This window comes from Streptomyces sp. GESEQ-35 (assembly GCF_017948485.1).
In the GTDB taxonomy this organism is placed as follows: domain Bacteria; phylum Actinomycetota; class Actinomycetes; order Streptomycetales; family Streptomycetaceae; genus Streptomyces.
On sequence record NZ_JAFFSX010000024.1, the window covers coordinates 27,005 to 38,867 of the forward strand.

The 11,863-nt window shown below is 69.8% G+C and carries 13 protein-coding genes; 12 read left to right on the forward strand and 1 reads right to left on the reverse strand.

What is annotated here, in order from left to right; all coding sequences use genetic code 11:
* Positions 1 to 30 precede the first annotated feature (30 nt).
* The 10 genes from mltG to nusB all read left to right on the forward strand — a co-directional run bounded on the left by mltG (position 31) and on the right by nusB (position 9,299).
* Positions 31 to 1,674: an endolytic transglycosylase MltG gene (mltG, locus tag KCH87_RS35325; protein ID WP_210591828.1), complete on the forward strand. Its 1,644-nt coding sequence runs from the start codon at positions 31 to 33 to the stop codon at positions 1,672 to 1,674.
* Between the two features lie 129 nt (positions 1,675 to 1,803).
* The gene (locus tag KCH87_RS35330; RefSeq protein WP_210591831.1) at positions 1,804 to 2,643 is read left to right on the forward strand and encodes a shikimate dehydrogenase; all 840 of its coding nucleotides are present in this window, start codon (positions 1,804 to 1,806) and stop codon (positions 2,641 to 2,643) included.
* A gap of 59 nt (positions 2,644 to 2,702) precedes the next feature.
* The gene (locus tag KCH87_RS35335) at positions 2,703 to 2,966 is read left to right on the forward strand and encodes a hypothetical protein (RefSeq protein WP_247197294.1); all 264 of its coding nucleotides are present in this window, start codon (positions 2,703 to 2,705) and stop codon (positions 2,964 to 2,966) included.
* Between the two features lie 183 nt (positions 2,967 to 3,149).
* Positions 3,150 to 4,334 (forward strand): chorismate synthase, encoded by a 1,185-nt coding sequence (gene aroC, locus KCH87_RS35340; RefSeq protein WP_210591837.1) that lies wholly within the window; start codon positions 3,150 to 3,152, stop codon positions 4,332 to 4,334.
* Positions 4,331 to 4,849 carry a shikimate kinase gene (locus KCH87_RS35345; RefSeq protein WP_210591840.1) on the forward strand — a complete coding sequence of 173 codons (519 nt, stop codon included), beginning with the start codon at positions 4,331 to 4,333 and terminating at the stop codon, positions 4,847 to 4,849. The genes aroC and KCH87_RS35345 overlap by 4 nt, the downstream gene beginning before the upstream one ends.
* Positions 4,846 to 5,937 carry a 3-dehydroquinate synthase gene (gene aroB / locus KCH87_RS35350; RefSeq protein WP_210591843.1) on the forward strand — a complete coding sequence of 364 codons (1,092 nt, stop codon included), beginning with the start codon at positions 4,846 to 4,848 and terminating at the stop codon, positions 5,935 to 5,937. The genes KCH87_RS35345 and aroB overlap by 4 nt, the downstream gene beginning before the upstream one ends.
* A 165-nt stretch (positions 5,938 to 6,102) precedes the next feature.
* On the forward strand, positions 6,103 to 6,990 hold the full coding sequence (locus KCH87_RS35355; protein WP_210591845.1) for a Pro-rich N-terminal domain-containing protein: 888 nt from the start codon (positions 6,103 to 6,105) through the stop codon (positions 6,988 to 6,990).
* Positions 6,991 to 7,130: 140 nt separating this feature from the next.
* The gene (locus KCH87_RS35360) at positions 7,131 to 8,237 is read left to right on the forward strand and encodes an aminopeptidase P family protein (RefSeq protein WP_210591848.1); all 1,107 of its coding nucleotides are present in this window, start codon (positions 7,131 to 7,133) and stop codon (positions 8,235 to 8,237) included.
* 59 nt (positions 8,238 to 8,296) lie between these two features.
* The gene (gene efp / locus KCH87_RS35365) at positions 8,297 to 8,863 is read left to right on the forward strand and encodes an elongation factor P (RefSeq protein ID WP_210591851.1); all 567 of its coding nucleotides are present in this window, start codon (positions 8,297 to 8,299) and stop codon (positions 8,861 to 8,863) included.
* Between the two features lies 1 nt (position 8,864).
* Positions 8,865 to 9,299 carry a transcription antitermination factor NusB gene (gene nusB / locus KCH87_RS35370; protein WP_210591853.1) on the forward strand — a complete coding sequence of 145 codons (435 nt, stop codon included), beginning with the start codon at positions 8,865 to 8,867 and terminating at the stop codon, positions 9,297 to 9,299.
* 160 nt (positions 9,300 to 9,459) lie between these two features.
* Here the strand turns inward: nusB and bldD are convergent, their stop codons facing one another.
* The gene (gene bldD, locus KCH87_RS35375) at positions 9,460 to 9,963 is read right to left on the reverse strand and encodes a transcriptional regulator BldD (RefSeq protein ID WP_210591856.1); all 504 of its coding nucleotides are present in this window, start codon (positions 9,961 to 9,963) and stop codon (positions 9,460 to 9,462) included.
* Between the two features lie 253 nt (positions 9,964 to 10,216).
* Between bldD and pyrR the strand changes: the two genes are divergently transcribed.
* Together pyrR and KCH87_RS35385 are read left to right on the forward strand one after the other, a co-directional pair.
* On the forward strand, positions 10,217 to 10,798 hold the full coding sequence (pyrR, locus tag KCH87_RS35380; RefSeq protein ID WP_210591859.1) for a bifunctional pyr operon transcriptional regulator/uracil phosphoribosyltransferase PyrR: 582 nt from the start codon (positions 10,217 to 10,219) through the stop codon (positions 10,796 to 10,798).
* Between the two features lie 86 nt (positions 10,799 to 10,884).
* Positions 10,885 to 11,862, forward strand: a complete 978-nt coding sequence (locus KCH87_RS35385) for an aspartate carbamoyltransferase catalytic subunit (protein ID WP_210591862.1) — start codon at positions 10,885 to 10,887, stop codon at positions 11,860 to 11,862.
* The last annotated feature ends 1 nt before the right edge of the window (position 11,863 follow it).

Sequence of the window (11,863 nt, forward strand, 5' to 3'; positions counted from 1 at the left end):
CGACCGCCGCCTCGCGGCTCTAGGGGATCGATGACTGAGTATGGCCGGGGCCAAGGCTCCGAACCGTGGCATCCGGAGGACCCGTTGTTCGGGGACGGCGGATGGGAAGGGCAGCAGCAGGCCCCCTCGGGTCAGCAGCCTGCCTACGGCGGCCAGCCGCAGCACTATCCGCAGCAGCCGCAGCAGCCGCAGTACGGCGACTGGGGCACCGGCGATCAGGCCGGATACGGCCAGGCGCAGCAGTACCAGCAGCAGTACAACCAGCAGCAGTACGGCAACCAGGGGCACCAGCAGTACGACGAGAACGGCTGGCCCACCGGTACACACGCCCAAGCCCCGTACCCCGACCCCGCGGACCCGTACGCCCAGCAGGCCGCGGGCTACGACGGGCAGCAGCCCGACTACTACGGCACACCGGACGCATACCCGCCGCCGGAGCCGCCGGGCAGGCGTCGCGAGGAGCCGGAGCAGCGGACCGACTGGGATCCCGGCCCCGACCAGGGTGAGCACGCCTTCTTCGCGGGCGGGGACGATGACGACGACTCCGACGAGCCCGGGCGTGCCGACCGGCGGGGCAGGGGCGGCAAGCCCAAGAAGCGCCGCAGCGGGTGCGCCTGCCTGGTGGTCGTCCTTGTCTTCGGCGGCGGTCTGGCCGGTGTCGGGTACTTCGGCTACCAGTTCTACCAGGATCGTTTCGGCGCGGCCCCGGACTATGCGGGTGATGGCACGGGCGAGTCGGTGACCGTTGAGATCCCCAAGGGTGCGTTCGGATCCGAGATCGGGCGGCGGCTGAAAACGGCCGGTGTCGTGAAGAGCGTCGACGCGTTCATCTCCGCTCAGCAGCAGAATCCCGACGGGGACAAGATCCAGGCGGGCGCCTACCTGCTGAAGAAGGAGATGTCCGCCGCAAGCGCCGTCGAGCTGATGCTCGACCCCAAGAGCCAGAACAACCTGATCATCGCCGAGGGCTCGCGCAACACGAGGATCTATGGGGAGATCGACAAGCGCCTCGGGGTGGCGAGCGGTACCACAGCGAAGGCCGCGAAGGCCAAGTACAAGGACCTCGGGCTGCCCGACTGGGCGTTGGACCACCCGAACCTGAAGGACCCGCTGGAAGGGTTCCTCTACCCCTCCAGCTACGCGGTCAGCAAGGGGCAGAAGCCGGAGACCATCCTGAAAGAGATGGTCGCCCGGGCCAACGACACGTACGAAGAGCTCGGCCTGGAGAAGAAGGCCAAGAGCCTGGGTCTCGACGGCCCCTGGGAGCTGCTCACCGTGGCGAGCCTCGCCCAGGCCGAGGGCACGAGCCATGACGACTTCCGCAAGATGGCCGAGGTCGTCTACAACCGCCTCAAGGCCGGGAACCCGCAGACGTACGGTGCCCTGGAGTTCGACTCCACGTACAACTACGTGAAGAACCAGAGCAAGATCGACCTGACGATCGCCGAGCTGAAGCAGTACAACAATCCGTACAACACGTACTACGTCAAGGGGCTGCCGCCCGGCCCCATCGACAACCCCGGCGAGGAAGCGCTCAAGGGCGCGCTCAACCCGACGAAGGACGGCTGGTACTACTTCATCTCGCTGGACGGCAAGACCAGCAAGTTCACGAAGACGCTCGCGGAGCACGAGAAGCTGGTCGCCGAGTTCAACGAGTCCAGGAACGGCGGCTGAGGTGATGGTGCGGAATCTCCTCGCGTGACAAAGGATCAAGACGCGAGGACAATATGAACCGCAAGGGTCGTCAGACAGCAGTTTTCCCGCCGCCGCAGGCCGGATGCGCGAGGCTCAAGGACAGGTTCAATGACAGCTCGGGCAACTGAAGCCCGCCGGGCCGCCGTACTCGGTTCGCCCATCGCTCATTCGCTGTCCCCGGTACTGCACCGCGCGGCCTATGAGGCGCTGGGGCTGGCCGGCTGGTCGTACGACCGGTTCGAGGTCGACGAGGCGACCCTGCCCGGGTTCTTCAGGGGCCTTGGGCCGGAGTGGGCGGGACTGTCGCTGACCATGCCGCTGAAGCGGGCGGTCATTCCGCTGCTCGACGAGATCAGTGAGACGGCCGCCTCGGTCGAGGCCGTCAACACCGTCGTGTTCACCGAGGACGGCCGTCGCCTCGGCGACAACACCGACATCCCCGGCATGGTCGCCGCGCTGCACGAGCGCGGGATCGAACAGGTCGACTCCGCCGCGATCCTCGGCGCCGGCGCGACCGCATCCTCCGCGCTGGCGGCGCTGGCCCGGATCTGCACCGGAGAAGTGGTCGCCTACGTCCGAAGCGAGGCCCGTGCCGCCGAGATGCGGCAGTGGGGCAAGCGGCTCGACGTCGAGGTTCGTACGGCGGACTGGGCGGACGCCGCCGAGGCACTGCACCGTCCGCTGGTCATCGCCACCACCCCGGCCGGTGCGACCGACGCCCTCGCCTCCGCCGTACCGGAGCGGCCCGCCGCCCTGTTCGACGTCCTCTACGACCCATGGCCGACCGCGCTCGCGGCGCGCTGGTCGGCGTACGGCGGGGCCGTCGTCAGTGGGCTCGACCTGCTGTTGCACCAGGCGGTGCTCCAGGTGGAGCAGATGACGGGGCTCGCCCCGGCGCCGCTGGACGCCATGCGAAACGCAGGCGAACACATGCTCGACGCGCGCTAGGATCCTCTCCGGTTCCGCAGGGGGCGGACCGGAGGGGCGAGACATCCATGGTCACAGGCATGCCGCTGGCATCAGGCAAGGGCGAGGTTCTCGAGGCCGTGCTCCAGTTCATGCCGGACTGGGTGCAGATCGCCGTGCTCGCGCTGGTCGTGCTGGCCGTCGTCGCTTCCTGGGGCATCAAGCTGAAGCGCAGGATCGCCCACCGGCGTGCGGTGCGCCAGGGAGTGCCTGTGCATGCCGCGGCGCAGTACGGGCAGGGCCGCGGGGCCGACTACCTCGGCGTGTACGCCCCGCAGCAGCGTCAGGGCGACGGCTCCGCGTGACGCCCTCCGGCGGCGGGCGCTGCCGTATGTCGTCCGCCTGCTGGACCGGCGGCCGGACCCGGGCCACGGACGTGGGAGGATCGGAGGTGGCGGGCCAGGGCCGCGCACCTGGTCACGCCGTTGCCGTATGCGAGGACGCGCATACGCAAGGCAGTACCAGGGCGCGAGCACCCAGGAGGACCGTTGAGCAGGTTGCGCTGGCTGACCGCGGGGGAATCCCACGGCCCCGCACTCGTCGCGACGCTGGAGGGCCTTCCCGCCGGCGTGCCGATCACCACGGAGATGGTGGCGGACCACTTGGCGCGTCGGCGGCTCGGTTACGGACGCGGTGCCCGGATGAAATTCGAACGGGACGAGGTCACCTTCCTCGGCGGCGTCCGGCACGGCCTGACCCTCGGCTCGCCGGTCGCGGTCATGGTGGGCAACACCGAGTGGCCGAAGTGGGAACAGGTCATGGCCGCCGACCCGATCGACCCCGAGATCCTCGCGGGGCTCGCCCGCAACGCCCCACTGACCCGCCCGCGACCCGGCCACGCCGACCTCGCCGGCATGCAGAAGTACGGCTTCGACGAGGCCCGGCCGATCCTGGAGCGTGCCTCTGCCCGGGAGACGGCGGCCCGCGTGGCGCTGGGCGCGGTGGCCCGGTCGTATCTGAAGGAGACGGCGGGCATCGAGATCGTCTCGCACGTCGTCGAGCTGGCCGGCGCGAAGGCCCCGTACGGGGTGTACCCGACCCCGGCCGACGTGGAGAAGCTGGACGCGAACCCCGTGCGCTGCCTGGACGCCGACGCGTCGAAGGCGATGGTCGCGGAGATCGACCAGGCCCACAAGGACGGCGACACCCTCGGCGGTGTGGTCGAGATCCTGGCGTACGGCGTGCCGGTGGGCCTGGGCTCGCATGTGCACTGGGACCGCAAGCTGGACGCCCGCCTGGCCGGTGCGCTGATGGGCATCCAGGCGATCAAGGGCGTCGAGGTCGGCGACGGCTTCGAGCTGGCCCGGGTGCCCGGCTCCAAGGCGCACGACGAGATCGTGAACACGCCCGAGGGCATCAGGCGTGTCTCCGGCCGCTCCGGCGGTACCGAGGGCGGTCTGACCACCGGCGAGCTGCTGCGGGTGCGCGCGGCGATGAAGCCCATCGCGACCGTGCCGCGGGCCCTCCAGACCGTGGACGTGACCACGGGCGAGGCCACTCAGGCCCACCACCAGCGCTCCGACGTCTCCGCCGTGCCGGCCGCCGGCATCGTCGCCGAGGCGATGGTCGCCCTCGTCCTCGCGGACGCGGTGGCGGAGAAGTTCGGCGGTGACAACGTGGCCGAGACCCGCCGCAACGTCCAGTCGTACCTCGACAACCTGGCGATCCGGTGAGCGCAGTGCCTGCGGTTGTCCTGGTCGGCCCGATGGGGGTGGGCAAGTCGACCGTCGGTCAGCTGCTCGCCGAGCGGCTCGGCGTCAGGTACCGGGACATCGACGACGACATCGTGGCCGCCGAGGGCCGGACCATCGCGGAGATCTTCGTCGACGAGGGTGAGCCGGTCTTCCGGGCGATCGAGAAGCGGGCGGTGCGCACCGCGCTGACCGAACACGACGGCATCCTCGCCCTCGGCGGCGGTTCGATCCTGGACCCCGACACGCGTGCGCTGCTGGCCGGGCACCGTGTCGTCTACCTCTCGATGGACGTCGAGGAGGCGGTCAAGCGCACCGGCCTGAACGCGGCCCGCCCGCTGCTCGCCATCAACCCGCGCAAGCAGTGGCGCGAGCTGATGGAGGCCCGCCGTTCGCTGTACACGGAGGTCGCCGCGGCGGTCGTGGCGACCGACGGCCGTACGCCCGAAGAAGTCACCCAAGCCGTCCTGGACGCACTGGAGTTGAAGGAAGCATGAGCGAGGCAGTGACCAGGATTCAGGTCGGCGGCACGGCGGGCAGCGATCCGTACGAGGTCCTGGTGGGCCGTCAACTCCTGGGTGAACTGGGCGGGTTGATCGGTGACCGGGTCAAGCGGGTCGCCGTCATCCATCCGGAGGCGCTCGCCGAGACCGGCGAGGCACTGCGCGCGGACCTGGCAGGCCAGGGCTACGAGGCCGTCGCCATCCAGGTGCCGAACGCGGAGGAGGCCAAGACCGCCGACGTCGCCGCCTATTGCTGGAAGGCGCTCGGCCAGTCCGGCTTCACCCGCACGGACGTCGTGATCGGCGTCGGCGGCGGCGCGACCACCGACCTGGCCGGTTTCGTCGCGGCGACCTGGCTGCGCGGGGTGCGCTGGATCGCCGTCCCCACCACGGTGCTGGGCATGGTGGACGCGGCGGTCGGCGGCAAGACCGGCATCAACACCGCCGAGGGCAAGAACCTCGTCGGCGCCTTCCACCCGCCCGCCGGAGTCCTCTGCGACCTGGCCGCACTGGACTCCCTCCCGGTCAACGACTACGTCTCCGGACTCGCCGAGATCATCAAGGCCGGTTTCATCGCCGACCCGGTGATCCTCGAACTGATCGAGGCCGACCCCGAAGCCGCACGCACCCCGGCCGGCCCGCACACGGCCGAGCTCATCGAGCGCTCCATCAAGGTGAAGGCGGAGGTCGTCTCCTCCGACCTGAAGGAGTCGGGCCTCAGGGAGATCCTCAACTACGGCCACACGCTCGCGCACGCCATCGAGAAGAACGAGCGCTACAAGTGGCGGCACGGCGCCGCGGTGGCGGTGGGCATGCACTTCGCCGCCGAACTGGGGCGACTGGCGGGCCGTCTGGACGACGCGACGGCGGACCGCCACCGCACCGTCCTGGAATCCGTCGGGCTCCCGCTGCACTACCGCTACGACCAGTGGCCCAAGCTCCTGGAGACCATGAAGGTCGACAAGAAGTCCCGCGGCGACCTGCTCCGCTTCATCGTCCTCGACGGACTGGCCAAGCCCACCGTCCTGGAGGGACCGGACCCGGCCGTGCTCCTCGCCGCGTACGGCGAAGTGGGCGAGTAAGTCCACCTGGGCGCCGTACGCCCGATTTGCCTTGTGGGCATGGGCACTTCGCACTGCCCCCGGCCGTTCACCAAACGGCGGCCGGGGACGGTACCGTTCGGTAGGGAGCGGGGTTCGCGCCCCGCTGCCAGCGCCAATTGCCTGTACGAGACGGAGTGGCACCGGATGCAGCACGCAGTGGGTTCTCCGCTGCCGCCGCCCCACCAGCCGGGGCATGGACCGGCCGCCGGCCGGTTGCCGGCCGCACAGCAACCGGGCGCGCACCAAGGGCCCGCCCCGATGCCCCCGCCGCATCCCGCTCAGGGCTCGGCGCCCGTGCCCCCGCCGCCTTCCGCACCGGGCTTCACCGCGCCGCCCCCACCCGGCCCCGCGCCGCACCACACGGTCCCGCAGCACACACCCGCGCCCGACACCACGGGCCATGTGCCACTGCCTCCCGGCGGCCCGGTCGCCATGCCCAGCGCGCCGCCCGCCACAGCCGCCGCCGACCCCACGACCACCACCCTCGCGGTGCTGCTCATCGGCCCTGCGGGCGCCGGCAAGACGAGCGTCGCCAAATACTGGGCGGACCACCGACGGGTCCCCACGGCCCACATCAGCCTCGACGACGTACGCGAATGGGTGCGCTCCGGCTTCGCCGACCCGCAGTCCGGGTGGAACGACCACTCGGAGGCCCAGTACCGCCTGGCCCGCCGCACCTGCGGCTTCGCCGCCCGCAACTTCCTGGCCAACGGCATCTCCTGCATCCTCGACGACGCCGTCTTCCCCGACCGGCCCGTCGTAGGCCTCGGCGGCTGGAAGCGCCACGTCGGCCCCGGACTCCTCCCCGTCGTCCTCCTCCCGGGCCTCGACATCGTCCTGGAGCGCAACGCCGAACGCTCAGGCAACCGCCGCCTCACCGACGAGGAGGTGGCCCGCATCCACGGCCGCATGGCGGGTTGGTACGGCTCGGGTCTGCCGATCATCGACAACTCCCAGATGGACGTACCGCAGACGGCCCGGCTACTGGACGACGTACTGGCACGTTCCATTGCCAGCCCACCTCAGTGGTAGTCGCCCCATAGGGGCGCGGGGAACTGCGCGACAAGCCCCCACAGCCCCGCACCCGGCGCACAACCTCCGGCGGCAGCCCCCTGCTCCGAACGGCTCCCTCCCAACCGGCACAATCCGCCCACCCCTCCTACGCTCGTGTCATGTCAGAGGTCCACGAGGCCCGCCGAGCCCGGCTCAGGGAACGCTGCCAAGCCGGCGGCAGCCAATCCGCGCTGGTGTCCCGCCCCGCCAATGTCCGCTACCTCGCAGGCGCCGCCCCGCAGGACGCCGTCCTGCTGCTCGGCAAGACCGAGGACCTGCTGGTGTGCATGGGCCCGCCCGAGAGCCGACCGACGGAGGGCCGGCCCGACGAGGCGTTGCGCATCCAGACGCTGCCCGGAAGCGGAGGCGATCCCTCGGTCGCGGCAGCCGACCTTGCCGCGGGCCAGGGGACTGATGCGCTCGCCGTCGAAGAACACCACCTCACCGTGGCCCGCCACCGGGCCATCCGCTCCGTCGTACCCCGCCTGCGCCTCACCGACCTCGGCGGAGCCGTCGAGCAGCTCAGGGTCGTCAAGGACGAGGAGGAGATCTCCTGCCTCCGCATCGGCGCCGAGATCGCCGACCAGGCCCTCGGGGAACTCCTGGAGTCCATCCTCGTCGGCCGCACCGAACGCCACCTCGCCCTGGAGCTGGAGCGCCGGCTGGTCGACCACGGCGCCGACGGCCCCGCCTTCGCCACCTCCGTCGCCACCGGACCGAACTCCGGCCGCCGGGCCCATCGGCCGACGGACCGCCGGGTGGAAGAGGGCGACTTCCTTTCCGTTTGCCTCGGAGCCACGTACCGCGGCTACCGCTGCGAGATCGGCCGTACCTTCGTGATCGGCACGTCGCCCGCGGACTGGCAGATCGAGCTGTACGACCTCGTTTTTGCCGCCCAGCGGGCCGGAAGGGAGACCCTCGCACCCGGCGCCGCCTACCGCGACGTGGACCGCGCAGCACGTCAGGTGCTGGACTCCGCGGGGTGCACCGAGGGCCTCGCCCCCCTCACCGGCCACGGTGTCGGGCTCGAAATCGACGAGGACCCGCAGCTGGCCCCCGCAGCCATGGGTAAACTGGACGCTTGCGTGCCGGTCACCGTCGAACCGGGGGTCCACCTCCCGGGCCGGGGCGGAGTCCGGATCGATGACACGCTCGTCGTACGCCCCGAGGCGGACGGCGGACCCGAGCTACTCACCATCACGACCAAGGAGCTGCTCGCGCTCTAGCGATTGAGCTGTGCGCCTGCGCCGGGGTCGTCCACGTCAGTCCAGGAGATTCCGCAACCGTGGCTTCCACGAACGACCTCAAGAACGGCCTTGTGCTCAAGCTCGAAGGCGGCCAGCTCTGGTCCGTCGTCGAGTTCCAGCACGTCAAGCCCGGCAAGGGCCCGGCCTTCGTGCGCACCAAGCTCAAGAACGTGCTCTCCGGCAAGGTCGTCGACAAGACCTTCAACGCCGGCGTCAAGGTCGAGACGGCCACTGTCGACAAGCGCGACATGCAGTTCTCGTACATGGACGGCGAGTACTTCGTCTTCATGGACATGGAGACGTACGACCAGCTCATGGTGGACCGGAAGGCCGTCGGCGACGCCGCCAACTTCCTCATCGAGGGCTTTATGGCCACCGTCGCGCAGCACGAGGGCGAGGTGCTCTTCGTCGAGCTGCCCGCCGCCGTCGAGCTCGTGATCCAGGAGACCGAGCCGGGTGTCCAGGGCGACCGCTCCACCGGCGGCACCAAGCCCGCCACCCTGGAGACCGGTCACCAGATCAACGTGCCGCTCTTCATCACCACTGGTGAGAAGATCAAGGTCGACACCCGCACGAGCGACTACCTCGGCCGGGTGAACAGCTAAATTGGCTGCCCGCAACACGGCCCGCAAGCGCGCCTTCCAGATCCTCTTCGAGGGCGACCAGCGCGACGCCGATGTCCTGACGGTCCTCGCGGACTGGATCCGGCTCTCCCGGGACGACACCCGGCAGCCGCCGGTGAGCGAGTACACGATGCAGCTGGTCGAGGGCTATGCGCAGCGCGCAAAGCGCATCGACGAGCTGATCGCGCAGTACTCGGTCGGCTGGACGCTCGACCGCATGCCGGTCGTGGACCGCAACATCCTGCGCCTCGGCGCATACGAGCTGATCTGGGTCGACGAGACCCCGGACGCCGTCGTGCTGGACGAGATGGTGCAGCTGGCCAAGGAGTTCTCCACGGACGAGTCACCCTCGTTCGTCAACGGTCTGCTCGGCCGTCTGAAGGACCTGAAGCCGTCGTTGCGCCGGGACGAGGCGTAAGAGGCACGGATTCGCCGGAGGGCCCGCAGCGGTCTCGCTGCGGGCCCTCCGGCGTTCCTGTCCACGGGAGCGTCGACAGGGACGCAGAAAGCCGCCGGGGTGGCCGGAACCATGAAGTTCCGGCCACCCCGGCGGCACGTTTCTGCTGAAGCGGCTGCGGTCAGCCTTCCTCGACGTGGGAGACCGCGCGGCGTGCGTCCGCGTCCAGGACGCCCCAGCTGATCAGCTGCTCGGTCAGGACCGAGGGCGACTGGTCGTAGATGACGGCGAGTGTGCGCAGGTCGTCCTGGCGGATCGAGAGCACCTTGCCGTTGTAGTCACCGCGCTGCGACTGGATCGTGGCCGCGTACCGCTGTAGGGGACCCGCCTTCTCGGCGGGCACATGGGCCAGCCGCTCCAGGTCCAGGACCAGCTTCGGCGGCGGCTCGGCGGCCCCGCCCGGCGTGGTGCCCGGCAGCAGCTCCTGCACCGGAACGCCGTAGAAATCCGCCAGCTCGGCAAGGCGCTGTACGGTCACGGCACGGTCGCCGCGCTCGTACGAACCGACCACGACCGCCTTCCAGCGGCCCTGGGACTTCTCCTCGACACCGTGGAGGGAAAGGCCCTGCTGGGTGCGGATGGCCCGGAGCTTGGCCCCGAGCTGTTTGGCGTATTCGCTGGACATATAGCTCCCCGGCACTGTGTCGACGCGGCTGGTGTGGTTCCACACCGCGCGGCTGGTAACTCACTGTGAGGTTACGCAGCGTGACTCTTCTGCGTCAAGCCGAATGGTCCACACCGACTCTTCCGTGGTGGCGGCGCCAGATTACGCCAAGCGGGTGATCTGGGGTGTCGTCCCGGCCTGCTACCGTGGATGGCGCAATTCCGGCGTCCTTTAAGATCCGTCCCGTGAGGCGGAGAAGGGGGTCCGTTTTCATATGGACAAGCAGCAGAGCACACAGCAGGACGCACAGCAGTCCGATGCCCGGCCCGTTCTCGAAGGCCCTGACATCGCACGGGTGTTGACCCGTATCGCCCACGAGATCGTCGAGCGCGCCAAAGGCGCCGACGACGTGGTGCTCCTCGGCATTCCGACCCGAGGCGTCTTCCTCGCCCAGCGGCTCGGCCGCAAGCTCGAGGAGATCACCGACCGCAAGATCCCGGTCGGTTCGCTCGACATCACCATGTACCGCGACGACCTGCGCATGCATCCGCCACGTGCGCTGGCCCGCACGGACATCCCCGGAGACGGCATCGACGGCCGCCTGGTCGTCCTCGTCGACGACGTGCTCTTCTCCGGCCGCACCATCCGCGCCGCGCTCGACGCGCTGAACGACATCGGTCGTCCGCGCGCCGTGCAGCTCGCGGTCCTCGTCGACCGGGGCCACCGCGAACTGCCCATCCGCGCCGACTACGTCGGCAAGAACCTCCCCACGTCGCTGCGGGAGACGGTCAAGGTCCTGCTCGCCGAGGAGGACGGTCGCGACACCGTGCTGCTCGGTGTGAAGCCGACCCAGTAGCAGACGGATCACACGCGCCGCCTCGGTGTGTCCCCGCCTGTCTGGAATCTCCCCAAAAGCCTGAACTGCCTTACGGAGCCTGAAAGATGCAGCGTCATCTCATCTCGGCCGCCGACCTCACCCGCGACGACGCCGTCCAGATCCTCGACACCGCCGAGGAGATGGCCAGGGTCGCCGACCGGCCGATCAAAAAACTGCCGACCCTGCGCGGCCGTACCGTCGTCAACCTCTTCTTCGAGGACTCGACGCGGACCCGGATCTCCTTCGAAGCCGCCGAGAAGCGCCTGTCCGCCGATGTCATCAACTTCTCGGCCAAGGGGTCCTCCGTGTCCAAGGGAGAATCCCTCAAGGACACCGCCCAGACCCTCGAAGCCATGGGCGTCGACGCCGTCGTCATCCGGCACGGTGCCTCCGGAGCGCCGTACCGCCTGGCCAACTCCGGCTGGATCGACGCCGCCGTCATCAACGCCGGCGACGGCACCCATCAGCACCCCACCCAGGCCCTGTTGGACGCCTTCACCATGCGGCGGCGCCTGGTCGGGCGGGACGCCGGGATAGGGCAGGACCTCGCCGGCCGGCACATCACGATCGTCGGCGACATCCTGCACAGCCGCGTCGCCCGCTCCAACGTGGATCTGCTGCACACCCTCGGCGCCCAGGTCACGCTCGTCGCCCCGCCCACCCTGGTGCCGGTCGGCATCGAGTCCTGGCCGTGCGAGGTGGCGTACGACCTGGACAGCACGTTGCCCAAGTCCGACGCGGTGATGATGCTGCGTGTCCAGCGCGAGCGGATGAACGCCGCCTTCTTCCCCACCGAGCGCGAATACTCGCGGCGCTACGGCCTCGACGGCGACCGCATGGCGAAGATGCCCGAGCACGCCATCGTGATGCACCCCGGGCCGATGGTCCGCGGCATGGAGATCACCGCCGAGGTCGCCGACTCCGACCGCTGCACCGCCATCGAGCAGGTCGCAAACGGAGTCTCCATCCGGATGGCCGTTCTGTATCTGCTGCTGGGCGGCAGCGAGCCCGCCGTCAGCCACCCCCGTACCGAGGAGAAGTAAG